The 21,807-nt window shown below is 64.7% G+C and carries 19 protein-coding genes; 10 read left to right on the top strand and 9 right to left on the bottom strand.

The window, feature by feature from the left end; translation table 11 throughout:
- Window positions 1-83 precede the first annotated feature (83 nt).
- The 3 genes from CK222_RS05725 to CK222_RS05735 are packed head-to-tail and all read right to left on the bottom strand — an operon-like array spanning window position 84 to window position 1,996.
- On the bottom strand, window positions 84-851 hold the full coding sequence (locus CK222_RS05725) for a DUF429 domain-containing protein (protein ID WP_095799695.1): 768 nt from the start codon (window positions 849-851) through the stop codon (window positions 84-86).
- Window positions 848-1,732 (bottom strand): pyridoxal kinase PdxY, encoded by an 885-nt coding sequence (gene pdxY / locus CK222_RS05730; RefSeq protein ID WP_095799696.1) that lies wholly within the window; start codon window positions 1,730-1,732, stop codon window positions 848-850. The genes CK222_RS05725 and pdxY overlap by 4 nt, the downstream gene beginning before the upstream one ends.
- A gap of 12 nt (window positions 1,733-1,744) precedes the next feature.
- The gene (locus CK222_RS05735) at window positions 1,745-1,996 is read right to left on the bottom strand and encodes a hypothetical protein (RefSeq protein ID WP_067001435.1); all 252 of its coding nucleotides are present in this window, start codon (window positions 1,994-1,996) and stop codon (window positions 1,745-1,747) included.
- Window positions 1,997-2,151: 155 nt separating this feature from the next.
- Here CK222_RS05735 and CK222_RS05740 point away from each other — a divergent pair, with 155 nt between their 5' ends.
- The 5 genes from CK222_RS05740 (at window position 2,152) to ppa (ending at window position 5,874) form a co-directional block, all read left to right on the top strand.
- Window positions 2,152-2,796 (top strand): LemA family protein, encoded by a 645-nt coding sequence (locus CK222_RS05740; RefSeq protein WP_095779831.1) that lies wholly within the window; start codon window positions 2,152-2,154, stop codon window positions 2,794-2,796.
- 203 nt (window positions 2,797-2,999) lie between these two features.
- Entirely contained in the window at window positions 3,000-3,824 is an 825-nt protein-coding gene (locus CK222_RS05750; RefSeq protein ID WP_176477575.1) for a YgcG family protein, read from the top strand.
- Window positions 3,825-3,830: 6 nt separating this feature from the next.
- Window positions 3,831-4,469, top strand: a complete 639-nt coding sequence (locus CK222_RS05755) for a TPM domain-containing protein (protein ID WP_095782645.1) — start codon at window positions 3,831-3,833, stop codon at window positions 4,467-4,469.
- Window positions 4,470-4,618: 149 nt separating this feature from the next.
- Window positions 4,619-5,125, top strand: coding sequence for a GNAT family N-acetyltransferase (locus CK222_RS05760; RefSeq protein WP_067324917.1), 507 nt, complete (start codon window positions 4,619-4,621; stop codon window positions 5,123-5,125).
- A gap of 215 nt (window positions 5,126-5,340) precedes the next feature.
- Window positions 5,341-5,874, top strand: a complete 534-nt coding sequence (gene ppa, locus CK222_RS05765; protein WP_095799698.1) for an inorganic diphosphatase — start codon at window positions 5,341-5,343, stop codon at window positions 5,872-5,874.
- Between the two features lie 281 nt (window positions 5,875-6,155).
- On the opposite strand, the gene CK222_RS05770 is transcribed toward ppa, so the two are convergent.
- Both CK222_RS05770 and CK222_RS05775 read right to left on the bottom strand, forming a co-directional pair.
- Window positions 6,156-6,746: a hypothetical protein gene (locus CK222_RS05770; RefSeq protein ID WP_067324919.1), complete on the bottom strand. Its 591-nt coding sequence runs from the start codon at window positions 6,744-6,746 to the stop codon at window positions 6,156-6,158.
- Between the two features lie 212 nt (window positions 6,747-6,958).
- Window positions 6,959-7,576 carry a TetR/AcrR family transcriptional regulator gene (locus tag CK222_RS05775; RefSeq protein ID WP_095799699.1) on the bottom strand — a complete coding sequence of 206 codons (618 nt, stop codon included), beginning with the start codon at window positions 7,574-7,576 and terminating at the stop codon, window positions 6,959-6,961.
- A 78-nt stretch (window positions 7,577-7,654) separates the two neighbouring features.
- On the opposite strand from CK222_RS05775, the gene CK222_RS05780 reads away from it, so the two are divergent.
- Both CK222_RS05780 and CK222_RS05785 read left to right on the top strand, forming a co-directional pair.
- Window positions 7,655-8,938: an MFS transporter gene (locus tag CK222_RS05780; RefSeq protein ID WP_095799700.1), complete on the top strand. Its 1,284-nt coding sequence runs from the start codon at window positions 7,655-7,657 to the stop codon at window positions 8,936-8,938.
- Between the two features lie 136 nt (window positions 8,939-9,074).
- Window positions 9,075-10,649: an alkaline phosphatase gene (locus CK222_RS05785; protein ID WP_095799701.1), complete on the top strand. Its 1,575-nt coding sequence runs from the start codon at window positions 9,075-9,077 to the stop codon at window positions 10,647-10,649.
- Window positions 10,650-10,747: 98 nt separating this feature from the next.
- Here the strand turns inward: CK222_RS05785 and CK222_RS05790 are convergent, their stop codons facing one another.
- Window positions 10,748-11,032 carry a hypothetical protein gene (locus tag CK222_RS05790; RefSeq protein ID WP_245430752.1) on the bottom strand — a complete coding sequence of 95 codons (285 nt, stop codon included), beginning with the start codon at window positions 11,030-11,032 and terminating at the stop codon, window positions 10,748-10,750.
- A gap of 194 nt (window positions 11,033-11,226) precedes the next feature.
- On the opposite strand from CK222_RS05790, the gene typA reads away from it, so the two are divergent.
- Window positions 11,227-13,056 carry a translational GTPase TypA gene (typA, locus tag CK222_RS05795; protein WP_067001463.1) on the top strand — a complete coding sequence of 610 codons (1,830 nt, stop codon included), beginning with the start codon at window positions 11,227-11,229 and terminating at the stop codon, window positions 13,054-13,056.
- A gap of 55 nt (window positions 13,057-13,111) precedes the next feature.
- Here the strand turns inward: typA and CK222_RS05800 are convergent, their stop codons facing one another.
- The 3 genes from CK222_RS05800 to CK222_RS05810 all read right to left on the bottom strand — a co-directional run bounded on the left by CK222_RS05800 (window position 13,112) and on the right by CK222_RS05810 (window position 15,204).
- Window positions 13,112-13,738, bottom strand: coding sequence for a DUF1062 domain-containing protein (locus CK222_RS05800; RefSeq protein ID WP_095799702.1), 627 nt, complete (start codon window positions 13,736-13,738; stop codon window positions 13,112-13,114).
- 359 nt (window positions 13,739-14,097) lie between these two features.
- Window positions 14,098-14,421, bottom strand: coding sequence for a YciI family protein (locus CK222_RS05805; RefSeq protein ID WP_095799958.1), 324 nt, complete (start codon window positions 14,419-14,421; stop codon window positions 14,098-14,100).
- A gap of 219 nt (window positions 14,422-14,640) precedes the next feature.
- Complete coding sequence (locus CK222_RS05810) at window positions 14,641-15,204, bottom strand: peroxidase-related enzyme (protein ID WP_067001468.1); 564 nt, start codon at window positions 15,202-15,204, stop codon at window positions 14,641-14,643.
- A gap of 125 nt (window positions 15,205-15,329) precedes the next feature.
- On the opposite strand from CK222_RS05810, the gene CK222_RS05815 reads away from it, so the two are divergent.
- Window positions 15,330-20,126 carry an NAD-glutamate dehydrogenase gene (locus tag CK222_RS05815; protein ID WP_095799703.1) on the top strand — a complete coding sequence of 1,599 codons (4,797 nt, stop codon included), beginning with the start codon at window positions 15,330-15,332 and terminating at the stop codon, window positions 20,124-20,126.
- 250 nt (window positions 20,127-20,376) lie between these two features.
- Complete coding sequence (locus tag CK222_RS05820) at window positions 20,377-21,753, top strand: MFS transporter (protein WP_095799959.1); 1,377 nt, start codon at window positions 20,377-20,379, stop codon at window positions 21,751-21,753.
- Window positions 21,754-21,807 lie beyond the last annotated feature (54 nt).

A 21,807-nucleotide genomic window follows, 5' to 3' on the forward strand; every position in this document is an offset into this window, starting at 1 on the left:
GCCTCTAGCGGCAAAAGCCGGTCGCGGGCAATGCCGAATTGCGGATGGCGGCGTCGCAAACGCATGCCGGCCGCCCCGTTCGGTCATGCCCAGATGGCGACCTGAATGCCGAAGCGGTCGGTCAGCGGCGGATCGGGCGAGGGCCGCGCCTCGCCGCTGGCGATGCGGCCGGCGATCAACATCATGGCGGCCGCGTCGAGGAAGTCGTCGCTGGCGGCACCCTTCGGCGGCGCCTGGTCGAGGAAGGTCTTGTCATAGCCTTGCCGGCAAAGCAGCGCCTTGCGCTCCTCTATGCCGGCCGGGTTGATAGTGCCCTTGATCTTCTTGGGCAGGATCATCGCGGTGCCGCCGTTCATCCGGCAGAAGGCGACTTCTGGGTGCGATTCGAAGATGCGGCCGCGCAAATCCGGTCGCGCGATCAACAGCTGGTCGATCTCGCGAATCTTCGAAAAAATACCGAAGGCCTGGATGGAAACGCCGCGCGGCGGATTGGAAGTCGTCATCGCCACCTCGCTCGCCCGCCGGTGCGCGGCATACCAGGCTTCGACCGTGGTGAAGTTGCCGGTATCGGCGTAGAGCGCCGCGCGCGATGGTATGGCAAAGACGCTCGACTGCCGTGCTCCGAGCAGCGGACGCACCAGCGCTTCGGGCCCGCGACCGCCGCGGCTGGAAAAATCAGGCAGGCCGATCGGCATGTCGACGGCGATCGTGGCATCGGGTAGGGCGTGTAGCAGAGCCTCGAAAGTCGCGAAGACCGATGCCGATGGCGGCGCGCCAGGCTGGCGATGGACGGCGATCCAGCCGGCCTTGCAGCCGTCGACGCCGGCCAGCACGCCGCCGCCTGGCCTCACGCCCGCTTGTCCCGCCCGGGGTGGAGGAGATGGCGAAGCTGCACCATGGCCATCGGATGCGACAGGCTCTGCGCGTCGGTCTCCAATTGCAGCTCGTCGCCGCCGCGTTTGGCGGTGCGGGCAAGAATCTCGTAGACGGCGGCCGTGGTCGACTGCAGCGCCTTCGCTGCCGGCTGGCCGGAAAGGATGCGGGCGAGATAGACGGCGGCCGTCAGGTCGCCCAACCCGTTCGGCGGCTTCTCGATCAGGCGGTGCTCGGCAAGCAGCGCGTGTCGGTCGTCGAGGAGGAAGTTACCGGTGCCGCCCGCCATCATCGAGGGTGCCGAGGTGACCAGCATGGTGGAGGGACCGGCGTGCAGGGCGGCCGCCGTCACCGACTTGATGTCGGGCAGCGGCGCTCCGGCCATCCATTCGAGCTCGTAGCGGTTGGGCGTGGCGATGTCGGCGATCGGCATCAGCCTGTCGCGCAGCGCGACGGCCGTCGGCTCCGGCACATAAAGGCCGCCTGAATCGCCCATCACCGGGTCGCAGACATAAAGGGCATCCGGTGTCCTCGCCTTGACGGCCGCAACCAGCGAAGCGACGGCCTCCGCCTGGCCGGCCTCACCGAGATAGCCCGAGAGCACCGCGCTCACCTCGCCCAACCACGGCGCACGCTCGAGATCGGCCATCAGCGCCTTGAACTGCTCGAGCGGCGGCACGATGCGGGTGGCGCGGCTGTGGCCTGGATGCCAGGGCAGGATCACGGTCGGCACCGCCCAGACCGGAAACCCCAGCGTCTCCAGCGCGAACACCGCGGCGCGGTTGCCGACCGAGCCGCGGGCGACATGACTGGAGATGACGATGACCGCGCGCGGCGCGTCGGTTTTATCAGCATTCATGAAATTCGGTTCCTAGCCACCCTGCGTGGCGGCATACACCAGCCAGACCAACAGCCCAATGGCGATGATGAGGCCGAGCGTTCGGCCAATGCGGGTGCCCCAAACTTCGATCGGATCGGAGCGGTCGGCATCGGCCGCGGTCACGTGGTCGCGTGCGTCCTTCGCGGTGCGGGCGACGAAGGAAGCGCCGCCCGGCGTCGTTTCGCGCGCCACGCGCTCAAGGATGCGGCGCGATTCATTCTCGTCGTCCCGGCGCTCGGCCATGGCAAATGTCCTTTCCGGCCCGGAGCTTAGCCTGTTCGGTCGCGTATTCACAGGGGCGAGCGACCAAGATCAGAGCGCTGCCACGACCGGGTCATTTTCTTGCGCACGGATTGTGGTAATGCTTCGCATCACAACTTCTGTCGAGGGGACCAATCATGTTCGCCGAGCGCCTCCTTCTACCCTCCGCTTTCCGCAATTTGCCGGCCTTGCTGATGATGGCCTTCGTGCTGCCGCTGCTTGCCGGCTGCGGCTACAACACCATCCCGACGGCGGAGGAGAATGCCAGGGCGGCCTGGAGCGAGGTGCTCAACCAGTATCAGCGTCGCGCCGACCTGATCCCCAACCTGGTCGAGACGGTGAAGGGCTACGCCTCGCACGAGAAGGACACGCTCGACGCGGTCGTCCAGGCGCGCGCCAAGGCGACGCAGATCACGGTGACGCCGGAGACGCTGAAGGATCCGGAAGCCCTCAAAAGATTCCAGGATGCCCAGGCCGGGCTGACGGGCGCGCTGTCGCGGTTGATCGCGGTCTCGGAAAACTATCCCGACCTCAAGGCCAACCAGAATTTCCTCGCGCTGCAGGCGCAGCTCGAGGGCACCGAGAACCGCATCGCGGTGGCGCGTCGCGACTACATCCAGGCGGTCAGGGAGTACAATCTGACGCTGAGGACCTTCCCGTCGGTGCTGTGGGCGACATTCTGGTTCCGCGGCAATGAGCCGTTTGCGAACTTCACCGTCGAGGAAGACAAGATGCAGGTGCCGAAAGTGGATTTCGGCACGAGCACCAAGCAGGGCGGGTGAGCGGCGCGACTGAAATTTAATCGAGCTTGCAGGCCTTGCGTTCCTTCGCGCCCCCCTCTGTCCTGCCGGACATCTCCCCCTCTTGGGGGGAGATTAGCCGTCATCTGTCTCTTCGCCAGTTTTCGGCGTGTGGAGGAGATGGCTGGCGGCGAAGCTGCCAATCTCCCCCCTTGCGGGGGAGATGGCCGGCAGGCCAGAGGGGGGTGGGACGGAATGCCTTCATCGGCGTTTTGCTGAGCATCTTCTGCCTCCTCCTCCCCATCGCCGCCCTTGCCGCCGACCTGCCCCCGCTTAGCGGCCGTGTCGTCGACAATGCCGGCATTATCGATGCCGGCACGCGCGCGGCGCTGACCCAGAAACTCGCCGATTTCGAGAAGGAAGGCTCCGACCAGATCGTCGTCGCGACCATCCCCACCCTCGGCGGCGAGGAGATCGAGCCCTACGCCAACCGGCTGTTCCGCTTCTGGAAGCTCGGCCAGGCCAAAGAGAACAATGGTGTTCTTCTCCTGGTTGCGCCGAACGATCGCAAGATGCGCATCGAGGTCGGCTACGGGCTGGAAGGCACGCTGACCGACCTGCACACCAAGCTGATCATCGAAAACGACATGGTGCCGGCCTTCCGCGCCGGGGACTTCTCCGGCGGCATCAGCAAGGCCGTCGACGACATCATCATGGTGCTGGAGGGCAATCCGGAGGAGCTGGAGGCGCGCGGCAAGCGCAACGAGCAGGCGCCGTTCAACTCCGACGACCTGTTCTTCGCCATCTTCATCACCATATGGGCGCTGATCTTCTTCGGCGGCATCGCGCTGACGGTGCTGCCGCCGATCTTCGGCCAGAAGATCGGGCCCGGCCGCTACCGCTGGCTCGGCATGACCTTCGAGCCCAGCCGGCGATCCTCCGGCGGATGGTCGTCCGGTGGCGGCGGCTGGTCGTCGGGCGGTGGAGGTTGGTCCTCCGGTGGCGGCGGTGGCGGGTTTTCCGGCGGCGGCGGTTCGTCGGGCGGCGGCGGCTCCTCTGGAAGCTGGTGAGAAACCATGGCAACGCGACCGATCAGCCCCGAGGACCATGACCGCATCGCCGGTGCCATCCGTGCCGCGGAAGCAAGGACCGACGGCGAGATATACTGCGTTGTGGCGGGGTCCAGCGACGGCTATTTCTTCCCGGCCGCGTTCGCGGCGGCGCTCGCCACGATTGTCGTCAGCCTCGCAGTGGCCTACGGGCTGGAAGCCTTGTGGCTGACCATCCGTTTGCCGCATTTCGTACTTGCTCAGCTTCTGGCGTTTGGCTGCATGCTCGCGCTCCTCTGGGCGCTGCCCGGCTTGCGCATTCACCTCGTGCCGAAACGGCTGCGCTACCAGGCGGCGCATGCCAATGCGATGAAGCAATTTCTCGCCCGCAACGTCCACCGCACCCAGGCGAGGACGGGCGTGCTGATCTTCGTCTCCATCGCCGAGCGCTATGCCGAGGTCGTTGCCGACAGCGGCATCGATGCTAAGGTCGGCCAGCATGTCTGGGATGGCGTGGTGCGGGACCTGACACAGCACGCGGGCGACGACCGACTCGCCGACGGCTTCGCCAAGGCGATCGAATCGGTCGGCGCGGTGCTGGCCGAGCATTTCCCGGTTACCGCCGGCGACACCAATGAATTGGATGACCATCTCGTCGAGATCTGACGGAACTGACTGAAAATCTGCTCTGCCGGGGCCGGGTGAGGGCTGGTTTTCGGCGCCTCCGACGCCGCCAAGCTCGTTTGTGAGAAAGCGCGGGCGCGACAGCGCGGACTCTTTGCAGTCGGGCCAAGCGGGTTTATGATTAACAAATCATGAACACGCTGACGATCGACATCCGGAAAGCCGACCCTCGCGATGCAATGGCTATCGCGGACGTGCACCAGGAGGCATGGCGCGGCGCCTATTCCGGCATCATCCCGCATCGCACGCTGACGGCCATGATCAATCGCCGCGGCCCCGATTGGTGGGCGAACGCAATTCGCAAGGCAGCGACCGTGCTGGTGGTCGAGATCGGGGGCACGATCGCCGGCTATGCCACGATCGGCAGGAACCGCGCCCGCGAGCTCAGGCAGCAAGGCGAGATCTACGAGCTTTACCTGCGTCCGGAATATCAGGGCATCGGCCTCGGCAGCAGGCTGTTCAAGGCGGCGCGGACGCGCCTTGCCGACCACGGCCTCAGAGGCCTGGTGGTGTGGGCGCTGGAGGACAATTACAACGCGCTGGCCTTCTATGCCGGCAATGGCGGCCGCGACGTCGCCGAAGGCGTCGAGGTCTTCGAGCAGAAGGCGCTGAAGAAGGTTGCCTTCGTCTGGGAATGATGGCCGCCACTTAAAGCGCGTAGCGGTGACGTGCTTCAAGTCTTCGTTTGATGCATATCGTTCGCCCAAAACCGCTGCGCAGTCTTGGGCGACATGCATTGGGTTACAATCCATCACAAACTGTGCGCTTCCATTAGCGTCCAGTGCTATTCGCCGCATTGCACCATGAAGCGCCGCCCGCTATCGATCTCACAAATCGAGAGAGGGATTTGAGCATGCGCATCGAAGCCGTACCAACGGGGAAGAATCCGCCCGAGGACATCAACGTCATCATCGAGGTGCCGATCGGCGGCGAGCCGATCAAGTACGAGATGGACAAGGAGGCCGGCACGCTGTTCGTCGACCGCTTCCTGCACACCTCGATGCGCTATCCCGGCAATTACGGCTTCGTGCCGCACACTTTGTCGGGGGACGGCGACCCAATCGACGTGCTCGTCTGCAACACGCGCGCGCTGGTGCCGGGCTGCGTCATCAATGTGCGGCCGATCGGCGTCTTGATCATGGAAGACAATGCCGGCCAGGACGAGAAGGTGATCGCGGTTCCCTCGCCGAAGCTGACGCTGCGCTACGAGAATGTCACCGAATACACGCACCTGCCGGAAATCACCCGCCAGCAGGTGCAGCACTTCTTCGAGCACTACAAGGATCTCGAGCCCGGCAAATGGGTCAAGATCGAGGGCTGGCACGATTCCAACTATGCCAAGAAGATAATCGTCGAGGCGATCGAACGGGCGAAGGCGGTCAAGTAGGTAAGCGGCAGCCAACGGCTGGGCGATGGGGCTTGGGCGAGCCCTCAACGTCGTCATCCCAGGGCGAAGCAGGAGCGCAGCTCCGTCGCGGAGACCCTGGGATCCATGCCGTGAGGTCGCGCGAAGATCGTTACGGAACAGAATTACTGCACCGTGGCAACGCCTTGATGTAACGGCATGGATCCTTGGGTCTGCGCCGCGTCGCTTCGCTCCTGGCTCCGCCCAAGGATGACGGATGCGCAACCTTCGCCGTCTCGCATTCGTCGAACACCCTCTGATTTCTAGTTATCTACTCGCCCGAAGTCCGGCACGTTGCCGATCACCTCGCGCTTGTCCTTGCCGCAAGCAAAACCCTTCGCCTTTTGGTCGGCGAGCTTGCGGGCCTGATCGTTGGCCTGAGGGTTGCCGGTAGCGAGCACGAGGCCGATTGTGCAGCCCTCATGCTCCTCCGGCTGCGCGACCTTGGCGACGACCAGCACCTCGGTCGGCTTGTTTTCGTTTTCGGGATTGCTGATCTCGCGACGATGAATGACGGCGAAGGGCACCGCCTTGTCGCCATTGGTTTCGATGCGCCACTCGACCTTCGCCCCAGCGGTGTTGAACCCGGAGAAACTCTCCCAGATGGCGGTCATGTCGTCGGAGGGAAAACCGTAGTAGACGGACTCGCGCGCGTCGTCATAGCCGATCAGCACCGGATAGCCGCGATAGCCCGCGCAGGCGAGGTTCGCCCAGTCGCCGTCGCCTTCTTCCGATTGCGCGTAGGTCACGCAGTCCTTCTTCCAGTCGAGGTCGGTATAGTCGCTGGAAATGTCGCCGGCATGGGCCGAGCCACCAAGGATGACAAAGGCAGTAAGAGCAAGCCAGGCGCGCATCCGAAGACCTCCGTTTGGTGCAGCAGCGTAGCGTTAAAACCCGCGTGAGCCTAGGAAGCTGGGTTGGCGCGAAGGGTCAATTGTCTAGGCCGGTGCTGCTCCTCACCTGCCTGCCGGCATCCTCTCCCTGTATAGCGACGGGGAGAGGGGCGCTCTCCTCGATGGTTTCGCCAACAGCCGACGTTGCAGGAAAAGCGCCGAAGCAGCGGACACTAGTTCTTCAAGCTGGCTTCAATCAGCAGATCGGCGTTACGGGCGACTGATGCCGCCGGTCCGCCGAGGCCGAACAATTGGCCGCTGATATAGGCGCCCTCGATCAGCAGCAGCAGCCCATCGCCCAGCGTGTCGGAATCACTCGCACCCATCGCTGCCGCCATGGCGCGCAGGCGCCGGCGCAATTCCTGCTTGTTGTTCTCGCTCACCACCCGCGCGGGATGGCCGTGCTCGGGATATTCGACCGCCGCATTGGTCATGCCGCAGCCGCGATAGTCCGGCCTCTGCGTGCGTTTGCCGACGCGAGTGAGGAAAGCGATGATCTGCGCGCGCGGGCTGCCAGGATGCGCGTCCACGGCGTCGTCGAACCGCTGCCAGAATTCGAGGTCGTACTTGCGCAGATAGGAAGCGGCGAGTTCGTCCTTGGACGGGAAGGTCCGGTACAGGCTGGGCTTGGTGACGCCGGCGCGCCTGACGATCTCGTCGACGCCGATCGCCCGGATGCCTTCGCGATAGAACAGATCGCGCGCCACGTCGAGGATCTTGTCGGCAGCCTTCGGCGCCGGTGCCGTGCCGGCTCCGCTGATCGACGCTTCAATTTTATTGTCCGATGGCATTCAACAAACTCGCTTGACAATGTTACTGACCGGTACGTATGAATGGCGCCGCTCCATTGCAACGTACCGGTCAGTAACATGATAGCTCATTCCCGTCCCTTTGGCCAGCGCTACGCCTTCGTCGTCGTCGCAGTCATCTTCTTCTGCCTGCTGATCGCCGCCGGGCTTCGTTCCGCGCCGGCGGTCATGATGCTGCCGCTGGAAGAGAGCTTCGGCTGGCGGCGCGATGTCGTCTCGCTTGCCGCCGCTGTCGGCATCTTCCTCTATGGCCTCACCGGGCCGTTTGCCGCGGCGTTGATGGAGCGGATCGGGCTACGCCGCACGCTGCTTGCCGCGCTGCTGATCATGTCGGGTTCCACAGCGCTCAGCCTGCTGATGACCAAGCCGTGGCATCTGCTGCTCACATGGGGGGTATTTTCGGGCATCGGCTCGGGCGCGGTCGCCACCGTGCTCGGCGCCACCATCGTCAATCGCTGGTTCAAGACCAATCGCGGCCTGGTGATGGGGCTGATGTCCGCCTCGAGCGCGACCGGCCTGCTGGTGTTCCTGCCGCTGCTCGCCTCGTTGGCTCAGTCGGGAGGTTGGAAGCCGGTCGCCGTTGCCATCGCCATTGCCACGGCGGCTCTCGTGCCGCTGGTCTTTCTGCTGGTGCCGGAGCGCCCGGCTTCCATCGGCCAGGTGCGTTATGGCGCCGATGCCGACGACGTGCCGCCGGTGTCGCCGGCCGCGCAAGGCAATTTCCTGGCGCATACGCTGAACACGTTGCGCCGTGCCGCGGGAACCAGGGTGTTCTGGTACCTGTTCGCCACATTCTTCGTCTGCGGTTTCACCACAAACGGCCTCGTCGGCACGCACCTCATCGCCTTTTGCGGCGACATGGGCATCGGCGAGGTGCAGGCAGCCGGGCTGTTGTCGATGATGGGCATCTTCGACCTGATCGGCACGACGCTGTCCGGCTGGCTCACCGACCGTTTCGATCCGCGCAAGCTGCTTGGCGTCTATTATGCCGTGCGCGGCCTGTCGCTGATCTATCTGCCCTATTCCGGCTTCTCGGCCGTCAGCCTGATCATCTTCGCCGTGCTATATGGGCTCGACTGGATCGCCACCGTGCCGCCGACGCTCAGGCTCGCCAACGAAGCTTTCGGCGACCGCAGCGGCCCGATCGTGTTCGGCTGGATCGTCGCCGGCCACCAAGTGGGCGCCGCGGCGGCGGCGGCCTTCGGCGGCACGATGCGCGAATTGCAGGGCAATTACGAGCTTGCCTTCCTGATCGCCGGCATGACCGGCATAGCCGCGGCCTGTATTTCGCTCTTGATCAACACGAGCAAGCCGGCTTTTGAGCCGGAACCGCAGGCGGCGTAAGCGCGACTTCCCCTTCTCCCGCAAGGGGAGAAGGGGAGAGCTGTGACCTGTTATCAAAATTTCATGGTTCCGATATGCGCCTGAAACATTGAGGCCGGAGGTTGGCGGTCCCGTTCAACGCCATCCGGAGACAGCCATGAACAAGCTCTCGTTAACCCGCCGCGCTTTCGTCACCTCGGCCAGCGCCTTTGGCCTAGTCGGCGCCTCCGGACTCGCGTTGCCTTACTATTCGCGCGCCAATCAGCGCCCGGCCTTCACCCACGGCGTCCAGTCCGGCGATGTCGACGCCACCTCCGGCATGGTCTGGACCCGCACCGACCGGCCGGCGCGCGTGATGTACGAAGTGTCGACCACCGAAAGCTTCGCCGACGCCGTCAGGCTGGCGCCGCTCGATACCTCGCCCGCCAGCGACTATACGGTGAAGCGGCTGCTCACCGACCTCGCCGCCGACCAGGACATTTTCTACCGGATGACGGCCGCCGATCTTTCCGACATCAACGCCGTCTCCGAGCCGATCGTCGGCCGTTTCCGCACCGCGCCGGCGTCGAAGCGCGACGTGCGCTTCGCGTGGTCGGGCGACACCGCCGGCCAGGGCTGGGGCATCGACGAGACCGGCATGAAGACGTACTCCACCATCGCCAAGCACACGCCTGACTTCTTCCTCCATTCCGGCGACACGATCTATGCCGACGGCGCCATGAAGGACGAGGTCGACCTGCCCGGCGGCGGCAAGTGGAAGAACGTCGTCATGATCGACGGCAAGCGCAAGGTTGCCGAAACGCTGGACGAGTATCGCGACCAGTGGAAGTACAACATGATGGACAAGCACGTGCTCGCGCTCAGCGCCATCTGCCCGACCTTCTACCAGTGGGACGACCACGAGGTGGTGAACAACTGGTCGGATTCGAAGGACCTGACGACCGACAACCGCTACACGGAAAAATCCATCCCTGTGCTGGCGGCCCGCGCGGCGCGCGCCTTCCATGAGATGACGACCATCCGCTACGAACCTTCGGAACCGGGACGCGTCTATCGCAAGATCGCCCACGGGCCGCTGCTCGACGTGTTCTTCCTCGACATGCGCTCCTATCGCGGCCCGAACGGCCCCGACATGGAGGACACGCTGACGCCGAAGTCGCGCATGCTCGGCGAGCAGCAGACGCAGTGGCTGAAGCGCGAGCTGGCGAATTCCAAGGCGACCTGGAAGATCATCGCCGCCGACATGCCGCTCGGCCTCGTCGTCTGGAACGACGCGGCCAAAAAGGCCGGAGCCGAGGCGGTCAGCAACGGCGACAATGGCACGCCAAAAGGCCGCGAGCTCGAGTTCGCCGACCTGCTGCGCTACATCAAGAACGCCGGCATCACCAACACGGTGTGGCTGACCGCCGACGTCCACTATACGGCGGCGCATTACTACAATCCGGACAAGGCGCAGTTCCAGGATTTCAACCCGTTCTGGGAATTCGTCTCCGGCCCGATCCACGCCGGCACCTTCGGTCCCAACGATCTCGACATGACCTTCGGGCCCGAGCTGAAGTTCATCAAGGCGCCGAGCGCCGAGCAGGGCCAGAACCTGCCGCCATCAGCGGGCCTGCAGTTCTTCGGCCTGGTCGACATTTCCGGCGCCACCGAGCAACTAACGGTGCGGCTGATGGATCGCGACGACAACGAGCTCTACAAGGTCACGCTCGATCCGGTGCGGTCGGCTTAGGGTCGGCGCCAGGCAACCCTCTCTGTCCTGCCGGACTGTCCGTCACGGCAGAGGAGGGTGTGCCGGAGTGCTACCTTTGTCAGGTAGCCGTCGCAATATTAATCCGGATAGCAGGTCGCGGGAATGTTCGGCCAGACGGCGGTGTCGCAGTTGGCTGCCTTCTGGCGCTGCTTGAATGCGGCGCTGACCGGGCCGGTGACGATCGGGTCGACCCCGTCCGGGGCGTCGGCAAACATCTGCTGCGCGGTTTTGGCATCAGGGGGCGAGGGGTCAGCTTCTCTCAGGGCAGCCGCCGACTGTGCGGCGCCAGCCGCAACAAGCACGCCAAGCGCTGCCCCCGCGAAAACCGGACGCAATCTGGACATCTGATCGGTCATGAACATGAAATTGCCCGGCCCCTCAAAGGTTCCGCCTTGGTTAACAGAATCATTTCACACCAAGACGTTTAAGAATCAGTGACCATTTATTTGGGGCGGGGCCTCCCCTTTCGCAATTGCGAAAAACCTTGTATGAGCCGCCCAACCGAAAAAGGCGGCGCTTTCGGGCCTGCTGCCTGCAACGCTCCCGAGACCAGACAATGAACCTCCGCAATATCGCGATCATCGCGCATGTCGACCATGGAAAAACCACGCTCGTCGACCAACTCCTGAAACAGTCCGGCGCCTTCCGCGAAAACCAGCGCGTCGCCGAGCGCGCCATGGACTCCAACGACCTCGAAAAAGAACGCGGCATCACCATCCTGGCCAAGGCGACCTCGGTCGATTGGAAGGGCACCCGCATCAATATCGTCGACACGCCCGGACACGCCGACTTCGGCGGCGAGGTCGAGCGCATCCTGTCGATGGTGGATTCGGCGATCGTGCTCGTCGACGCCGCCGAAGGGCCGATGCCGCAGACCAAGTTCGTCGTCGGCAAGGCGCTGAAGGTAGGTCTGCGGCCGATCGTCGTCATCAACAAGATCGACCGGCCGGACGCCCGTCACATCGAGGTGGTCAACGAGGTGTTCGACCTGTTCGCGGCGCTCGATGCGACCGACGAACAGCTCGACTTCCCGATCCTCTACGGCTCGGGCCGCGACGGCTGGGTCTCGGAAAATCCTGAAGGCCCGAAAGACCAGGGCCTTGCGCCGCTGTTCGATCTCGTCGTCAAGCATGTGCCCGCGCCGACGGTGCATCCCGGTCCGTTCCGCATGATCGGTACGATCCTCGAAGCCAATCCGTTCCTCGGCCGCATCATCACCGGCCGCATCGAGTCCGGTTCGCTGAAGCCCAACCAGGCGGTCAAGGTGCTGCACCATGACGGCACGCAGATCGAGACCGGACGAATCTCGAAAATCCTCGCCTTCCGCGGGCTCGAGCGCCAGCCGATCGAGGAAGCCCAGGCGGGCGACATCGTCGCCATCGCCGGCCTGTCGAAGGGCACCGTCGCCGACACCTTCTGCGATCCGAGCGTGAGCGAGCCGCTGCATGCGCAGCCTATCGACCCGCCGACGGTGACCATGTCCTTCCTCGTCAACGACAGTCCGCTTGCCGGCACCGAGGGCGACAAGGTGACCAGCCGCGTCATCCGCGACCGGTTGCTGCGCGAGGCCGAAGGCAATGTGGCGCTCAAGATCGAGGAATCGCCGGAGAAGGATTCCTTCTTCGTCTCCGGTCGCGGCGAGTTGCAGCTTGCCGTGCTGATCGAGACGATGCGCCGCGAAGGCTTCGAGATCGCCGTGTCGCGCCCGCGGGTCGTCATGCAGAAGGGCGATGACGGCCAGTTGCTGGAGCCGGTCGAGGAAGTCGTCATCGACGTCGACGAGGAGCACGCCGGCGTGGTCGTGCAGAAGATGTCGGAACGCAAGGCCGAGATGGTCGAGCTGCGCCCCTCCGGCGGCAACCGCCAGCGCCTTGTCTTCCATGCGCCGACCCGCGGCCTGATCGGCTATCAGTCGGAACTGTTGACCGACACGCGCGGCACCGCCGTGATGAACCGGCTGTTTCATGCCTACGAGCCCTACAAGGGCGAGCTGCCCGGCCGCACCAATGGCGTGCTGATCTCCAACGAACAGGGTGAGTCGGTCGCCTATGCGATGTGGAACCTGGAGGATCGCGGCCCGATGATCATCGATCCGGGCGTCAAGGTTTACCAGGGCATGATCATCGGCATCCATTCCCGCGACAACGACCTGGAAGTGAACGTGCTGAAGGGCAAGAAGCTCACCAACATCCGCGCCGCCGGCAAGGACGAGGCGGTGAAGCTGACGCCGCCGGTCCGCATGACGCTGGAACGCGCGCTGGCCTGGATCCAGGACGACGAGCTGGTCGAGGTGACGCCGAAGACCATCCGGCTCAGGAAGCTCTATCTCGATCCGAACGAGCGCAAGCGCTTCGAGAAGTCGGCCAAGGTAATGGGCGCGGCGTAGGGTTTTAGCCCAGGCAGTTACTCAAGGGAGGAGCAGCGCTCCCTCCCTTGTCACTTCATGCACATGCGGCCGAAACGACAGCGTCACGGCCGGTCTCGCCGGAGAGGTCGACGCGTACCACCATGCCGTCGCGCACCGGCCTGCGCAGGGCTTTGGCGCCGCACGGTTCGATGGCGAGCAACCGCCGCGCTTCCCAGGCCTGCAGCCTCGACCGGGAGATGCCGAGCTCGCCGGCGAGCAAGCGGTCAAGCCGCAAGGGCGTTGCGGCATCGAGCCGAAGCTCAAGCCAAAGCGCCGTCGCGCCTTCCGGCCTGCCATCCAGCGCCTCCTTTCGCACCGTGACTTCCGGAGATTCTTCGATCCGCCCGACCCGATTTCTGAGCGCCACGGCATCGAAGCCATAGTGTCGGACCAGCGTCGGATCGTTGCGCTCCAGTGCAGCCAGCAGCGCCGGTGCGATGTCGCGACGGTTGCATCGCTCAAAAATGGCGCGGTTCCAGGAATTGTCGCAGTCGGTGCAGCGATAGATCAGCCAGGCATCGATGCGCTTGCCGTTGGCGTTGACGCGGAACTTTCCGCTGCATTGGTAAGGTTTGACGCCGCCGCAGCGATTGCAGTTGATGAGAGGTCGAGGCGCGACTGCGGGCGCGACCACCCAGCGAATGCGCAAAGTTCGAGACATGCCGATAGGCCCTTCCCGTCGGGAAGTCCGTCAGCGCGGCAATGTCCGAGATGCCCATGCGGGCACGGTGTGGCGAAAGGCTGTAGTGGTTGAAAATCAGGCGCCCGCGCAATTGCGCGACGGCGGCTCAGCAATGCCAAACCGGTCTCGAGCCGCCGCCTGAAGAACACATGAAATGATGCAGGCGCCGCCAAAGCGCGCCTGCGCGTGCTTTCGGGGAGTAGACGAGACCGGCGTTTACTGAGGCAAAGTGAAACTCGAAATCGGGAAGGATCGGCTCTTCTAGCCGTGCGACGGCGGGCGGGCAAGAGTATGCCGCCCGCCGTGTTTCACTCTGACGACCTTCGGGCGCTTTGGCGCTACATCATCTCGATGATCGGCGCGACCTCGACGCTGAAGGCCGGGTTCATCAGGATCGGACAATCCCTGGCCTTGGCGACGGCATCGTCGATATCCTTCGCTTCGACGATCGTGTAGCCGGCGGTTGGATTGCTGCCGCCATTGTTCTCGACCGCGCCGCCGGGCAGCACCGTTCTCGACATGCCGACAGGATTGCCGCCGTCGATCACGGCCGAACCCAGCTTGTCGTACCAGCCGGTCCAGGCATCCATCGCGGCTTTGCGCTCGGCCTCGTCGGTCGGCATCTTGCCGGAGCCGTGATAGACATAGAGAAATTTCGCCATGTTCTCCTCCCTTTTCGGCAGCGTCGAGCCGGGATGCGGCAGCGCCGCCTGGCGGTATGCGGCTATGCCGCAATCCGATATGCGGCTACGCCGCAATCGTTGATATGCGAGCTAGCCGCAATCATCGATATGCGGGCTAACCGCAATCGTTGATCATCGACCCAAACGGCGGGGCGGGCAACGAGAAATTCGACGTTGCTAATGTGAGGCCGGTGAGCCTCACCTTGCCATGGCGTGGTATTCGGGGTTCGGTCGCATGTCGACCGCGGCGGCCACCCGGTTCGACATGTTGAAGAAGGCGGCAGTCGAGGCGATGTCCCAGATGTCGCGATCGCTGAAGCCCACCTGTCGCAACGCGGCGCGGTCGCCCTCGACGATCTTGGCTGGCTCCTCCGTCAGCTTGACCGCGAATTCCAGCATCGCCGTCTCCCTTTCGGGCAAGCCGGCGGCGCGGAAATTCATCACCATCATCTCGCCAAGAGCGGGCTCACCGGAAAGCTGGCGCACCGCCGCGCCATGCGCGGTCAGGCAGTAGTAGCACTGGTTGATCGAGGAAACGGCGACCGCGATCATCTCGCGCTCCAGCTTCGACAGGCCGGACTCGCCCAGCATCAGCTCGTTGTACATGTCGGTGAAGGCGCGCAGCTTCTTCTCGTCGAAGGCGTAGGCCAGAAGCACGTTGGGCACGAGGCCGAGCTTTTCCTCGCATTTGGCGAAATAAGCCTTCGTCGCTTCGCTCAGCTCCGCCCGGGCCAGGTCGAGCGCCGTAATCCTGTCGGTCATATCCGTTCTCCTCGCAGGGTGAGCGTCGGTTCGATTTTCTTAAAGCGTCGTCAAACCTTTGTCGCCAAATAGCGCTCATCTGCTACCATAGACCCAAAAGCATGTGACGGGAGGGACTTCACATCATGGCCAGCCTGAAAACCGCAAGCCAGCCGAAAAAAACCAGTCCGGCAAAAGGAGGCGCGGCAAGGGCAGGCGAAAAGCCCGGCAGGCTCGCCGACTATCTCCTCGCCCGCACGCCGGCCGAAGACATCGCCGCCTATGACGTCGCCGACCTCGAACGCGCCGCCGATCTCGCCGGCCGGGCGGTCGCCAGGCACAGAAAGGGCGATTGCATCATTGCCATAGACGTGGATTCCGGCGTGACGCGCCAGGGCCGGCCGATGACGGTCATCACCGTCGTCAACGACAACATGCCGTTCCTGTTCGATTCCATCCTCGGCGAGATCACCGAGAGCGCCGGCGAGCCGCTTTTGGTCACCCATCCCGTCATCGTCGTCCGGCACGGCAAGAGCGGCATCGAGGAGATCCTCGGAGACGGCGGCTCCGTCAAGGGCGAAACCAGCCATGACCGGCTGAGCGTCGTCCACGTCCATATCGGCCGCCTTTCGGCGGATCAGGCCGAAGCCCTGGCCGGCCGCCTGAAGAAGCTGCTGGACCAGGTGCGCGCCGCCGTCGCCGATTGGAAGCCGATGCTTGCCCGGCTCGATCAGGCCATCTCGGAATTCCGCTACGCGCCGGTGCCGCTCGACAAGGCGCATGTCACCGAGGCGATCGCCTTCCTCGAATGGCTGCGAGACGACAATTTCACCTTCCTCGGCATGCGCGAGTTCAACTACACCGGCGGCGAGAAGAGCGGCATGCTGGAGCGCGCCGACAAACCCGGCCTCGGCATCCTCGCGGATCCCGACGTCCTGGTTCTCAGGCGCGGCACCGAGGCGGTGTCGACAACGCCGGAGATCCGCGCCTTCCTGCATGGGCCGGAACCGCTGATCGTCACCAAGGCCAATGCCAAGTCCCTGGTGCACCGGCGCATCTATCTCGACTATATCGGCGTCAAAACCTACACCGCCAAGGGCGTGCTTTCAGGCGAGCTGCGCATCGTAGGCCTGTTCACCTCGACCGCCTACACGCGTTCGGTGATGAAGATCCCCTATCTGCGCTCGAAGGCCGAGACGGTCATCGCCAAGTCCGGCTTCAATCCACATGACCATTCCGGCAAGGCGCTGATCAACGTGCTGGAGAGCTATCCGCGCGACGAGCTGTTTCAGGTTCCGGTGCCGATCCTCAGGAAGCACGCCGAAGCCATCCTCGGACTGATCGAACGGCCGCGCGTCAGGGCGCTGGTGCGGGTCGATCAGTTCGACCGGTTCGTCTCGATTCTCGTCTTCGTGCCGCGCGACCGCTACGACAGCGTCGTGCGCGAGAAGATCGGCACCTACCTGAAGACAGTATTTCAGGGCCGGCTGTCGGCATATTATCCGGCCTTCCCAGAAGGCGGGCTGGCGCGTGTGCATTTCATCATCGGCCGCTCCGGCGGCAAGACGCCGAAGGTCGAGCCGGCAACGATAGAGGCAGCGATCCGCGACATCGTGCGCACCTGGGACGATGCGCTGCGCGAAGCAGTGTCGGAATCGGGCGCCGATGCAACGCTTACGGCAATTGCCTCGCGCTTTTCGGAAAGCTATCGCGATTCGTTCTCGCCGGCCGTGGCGCTGGCCGATGCAGGACGCATCGCCAGGATCGATGCGGCCAATCCAATCGCCATCGACTATTACCGCCATGCCGACCAGAAGCCGCACCAGGCGGCGCTGAAGATCTATCACCACGGCAGTCCGGTGGCGCTGTCGCGGCGCGTGCCGGTGCTGGAGAATATCGGCTTCCGCGTCATCAGCGAGCGCACCTTCGAGGTTGGCGACGAAGCCTCCGGCATGGTGTTCATCAACGACATGGAGCTGGAGAACAGCTACGGCAAGCCGATCGACCTCGGCGACGGTGCGCTGTTCGAGGATGCCTTCCTGTCGGTCTGGCGCGGCGACGTCGACAATGACGGCTATAACGGCCTTGCCCAGACCGCGGGTCTCTGGTCGGGCGAAATCACGATCCTGCGCGCCTACGGCCGCTATTTGCAGCAGGCCGGTATCCCGCAGAGCCAGGATTTCATCGCCGCCGCGCTCAACCGCTATCCGGAGATCGCGCGCGGCCTGCATCAGCTGTTCGTTGCCCGCCTTGGCCCGACGGCCGAGACCGAGGGCGTGGTCGCCGCCAAGCACCTCAAGGCCAAGATCAAGGACGCGCTGGAAGAGGTGCCCAACATTGATGACGACACCATCATCCGTCGTTATCTCAACCTGATCGAAGCCTCGCTGCGCACCAATCATTTCGTTGCCGATACGAAAGACAAAGGACAGTCGCTGGCGATCAAGCTGGATTCGCAGGCGGTCGACGGGCTGCCGGCGCCCCGCCCCTGGCGCGAGATCTTCGTCTACGGCTCGGAGGTCGAGGGCGTTCATCTGCGCTTCGGCCCGGTGGCGCGCGGCGGCCTGCGCTGGTCTGACCGCGCCCAGGACTACCGCACCGAGGTGCTGGGTCTGGTCAAGGCGCAGCAGGTCAAGAACGCGGTCATCGTGCCGGTCGGCGCGAAGGGCGGCTTCTATCCGAAGAAACTGCCGATGAGCGCCGGCCGCGACGCGATCTTCGAGGCCGGCACTTCGGCCTACAAGAATTTCGTCTCCAGCCTGCTTTCGATCACCGACAATATCGGTGTCGACGGCATCATCCCGCCGGCCGGCGTGGTGCGGCGCGACCAGGATGATCCCTATTTCGTCGTTGCCGCCGACAAGGGCACGGCGACCTTCTCCGATACGGCCAACGCCATTTCGGAGACGCACAATTTCTGGCTGGACGACGCCTTCGCCAGCGGCGGCTCGGCCGGCTACGACCACAAGAAGATGGGCATCACCGCCAAGGGCGCCTGGGAAGCGGTGAAGCGGCATTTCCGCGAGATGAACCGCGACATCCAGACCGAGCCCTTCACGGTCGTCGGCGTCGGCGACATGTCGGGCGACGTGTTTGGCAACGGCATGCTCCTGTCACCGGCAACCAAGCTGATCGCCGCCTTCGACCACCGCGACATCTTCATCGACCCCGACCCGGACATGGCGGCCTCGCTGGCCGAGCGCCAGCGCATGTTCGGACTGCCGCGCTCGTCGTGGCAGGACTATGACAAGTCAAAGCTGTCGGAAGGCGGCGTCATCGTCTCGCGCAGCCTGAAGTCGATAACGCTGCCGCAGGCGGCGGCCGCCGCGATCGGCCTCGCCAAGACCACGGCAACGCCGGTCGAGATCATGAACGCCATCCTCAAGGCGCCCGTCGATCTTTTGTGGTTCGGCGGCATCGGCACCTATGTCCGGGGCTCCGGCGAGACCAATGCCGATGTCGGCGACCGCGCCAACGACGCCATCCGCGTCACCGCGCTCGACGTGCGCGCCAAGGTCATCGGCGAGGGCGCCAATCTTGGCGTCACGCAGCGGGCGCGCATCGAGTTCGGTATGAAGGGCGGCCGCTGCAATTCCGACGCCATCGACAATTCGGGCGGCGTCAACTGCTCGGACGTCGAGGTCAACATCAAGATCGCGCTGGCGTCGGCCATGCGCAAAGGCTCGCTGGCGCGGCCGGCGCGCAACAAGCTGCTTGCCGAGATGACCGACGAGGTGAGCACGCTGGTGCTTTCCAACAACTACCAGCAGACGCTGGCGCTGTCGCTGGCGCGCAAGCGCGGGCTGGCCGACATCGCGCACCAGGCGCGCTTCATGACGGCGCTCGAAGCGCGCGGCCTGCTCGACCGCGCCGTCGAGACGCTGCCTTCGCCGGCGGCGCTTGCCGAGCGCGAGGCTCGCGGCGAGCCGCTGACCAGGGCCGAGCTCGGCGTGCTGCTTGCCTATGCCAAGATCGTGCTCTTCTCCGACATCGTCGCCAGCGACGTGCCGGACGATCCGCATTTCGACCGCGATCTGATGGGCTATTTCCCGGAGCGGATGGCGAAGAAATTCGCCGGCGAGATCCGTGCCCACCGGCTGCGGCGCGAGATCATCGCGCGCGTCGTCGCCAACGATCTCGTCAATCGCGGCGGGCCGTCTTTCGTCAACCGGCTGCAGGAAGCGACGGGCCGCACAGCGGGCGCCGTCGTGCGCACTTTCGCCCTGGTGCGCGACGGTTTCGCGCTGCCTTCGCTCTACAAGGAGATCGATGCCCTCGACAACCAGATCGACGGCCAGACGCAGCTCGATCTCTACCAGGCAGTCAGCCGGCTCATCTTCATGACCAGCGGCTGGTACCTGAAGAACGACCTATCCTCCGCGCCGCTGGGCCAGCGCATCGCCGACTTGCAGGAAGCGCGCAAGGCTTTGGAGCCGAAGCTCATCTCGCTGCTGCCGGCCTTCTCGCGCGAGCGGATCGAGGCGCGGCGGCACGACCTGACTGAGGGCGGCGCGCCCGACAAACTTGCCGAAAAGCTGGCGCTGGCCGAGGTGAGCGACCTGATCCCGGACATCGCGCTCACCGCACGCACGGCCAATGCCGACATCGTCAGCGCCGCCAGGGCCTTCTTCGCCGTCAGCGATGCTTTTCGCATCCCTCGCGTCGAGGAGGCCGCGCGCTCGATCATGCCGCCGGACTATTACGACCAGCTGGCGCTGTCGCGCGCGACCGACACGATCGGCGCCGCAAGGCGCGGCATCGCGGTCGCGGCGCTCACCGCCCACGGCCAGGCGGTGGATCCGGTGGCGGCCTGGCTGGAAGCAGGCGGCGAGCAGGTCGGGCGAATCCGCGAGAGGCTGCAGGCGCTGACCGAAGGCGGCGACATCACCGTGTCTCGGCTGTCGGTGGCGTCCGGCCTGATGAGCGACCTGACGGGGATGTAGGTTTACCCTGCCCCTTGCGGGGAGGTCGCTGCGAAGCAGCGGGGCGGGGCTCGGCGCCACCCCCATCCGGACCTGAGGTCCGATCTCCCCATAAGGAAGAGGTCGCGGCCGGCGCTCTTGTTCCCGCTGACGCGGAGTGGAAACGCGCAAGCCAATGAGCGGCGGCGCCGTGCTTGTTCATTTGCATCGCCGCCGGAAAACATGCAGACATGCGCGGGGCGCGGGGCAAGCGGACGATGCCGGAGGGGACATGGCCGAAGTAGCAGTGCAGCGGGCAACGGGGCGCGGCATCTGGGGCTGGATGTTCTTCGACTGGGCAGCGCAACCCTTCTTCACCGTCGTCACCACCTTCATCTTCGGGCCATACTTCGTCTCGCGCATGGCGAGCGACCCCACAACCGGGCAGGCTGCCTGGGGCTACGGCATCGCTGCCGCGGGTCTCGTCATCGCGGTGCTTTCGCCGGTGCTCGGCTCGATTGCCGACCAGACCGGGCCGCGCAAGCCATGGATCGCCTCCTTCGCGGCGGTCAAGATCATCAGCCTTACGCTGCTTTGGTTCGCCGCGCCCGGCTCCAGCCTGTTCCTGATCGTGCTGCTCTTCTCGCTCGCCTCTGTGGCCGCGGAATTCTCCACCGTCTTCAACGATTCCATGATGCCGCGCCTAGTGCCCAAGGAGGACATCGGCAAGATCTCCAACATCGCCTGGGGGCTCGGCTATCTCGGCGGCATGGTGGCCTTGATCTTCGTGGTGCTGTTCCTGGCCGGCAATCTGGAAACCGGCAAGACGATCATCGGCCTCGACCCGCTGTTCGGGCTCGATCCTAAGCTCGGCGAGGACGCGCGCTTCACCGGGCCGATGTCGGCCGGATGGTACTTCCTGTTCATCCTGCCGATGTTCATCTTCACGCCGGACGCCATCAAGGGGCTTTCAATGGGCCCGGCGGTGCGGGAGGGCCTGTCGGAATTGAAGTCCACGCTCTTCGAGGTGCGCAAGCGCGTCGGCATCTTCCGCTTCCTCGTCGCCCGCATGATCTATCAGGACGGCGTCAACGCGCTCCTGGCGCTCGGCGGCACCTTTGCCGCCGGCATGTTCAACTGGTCGATCACCGAGATCGGCATGTTCGGCATCATCCTCAACGTCGTCGCGATCTTCGGCTGCTGGATCGCCGCGCGCCTCGACACCGCGCTCGGATCGAAGGCCGTGGTGATGATTGCGCTGATGCTCCTTTTGCTGGCTACGATCGGCGTCGTGTCGACCGGGCCAGGCTTCACGCTGCTCGGCCTAATACAGCTGCCCACCACCGATTCCGGCGGCCTCTTCGGCACCGCGGCCGAAAAGGCCTACATCCTCTACGGCCTGCTGATCGGACTCGCCTTCGGGCCGGTCCAGGCCTCCTCGCGCTCCTACATGGCGCGCAGCGTCACGGCCGCCGAGTCCGGCCGCTATTTCGGCATCTACGCGCTGGCCGGCAGGGCAACGAGCTTCCTGGCGCCGTTCCTGGTGTCGACGATCACGCTGGCCAGCGGCTCGGCACGGCTCGGCATGGCGGTGATCGCGCTGTTCCTCGGCCTCGGCATGGCAATCCTGGTCAGGACGCCATATCCGGCAGACAAGCCGGTGGAGTGATTTACCCTCCCCCTTGTGGGGAGGGTCGATCCGCGAAGCGGAGCGGGCTGGGGG

Source organism: Mesorhizobium sp. WSM3866 (genome assembly GCF_002294795.1).
In the GTDB taxonomy this organism is placed as follows: domain Bacteria; phylum Pseudomonadota; class Alphaproteobacteria; order Rhizobiales; family Rhizobiaceae; genus Mesorhizobium.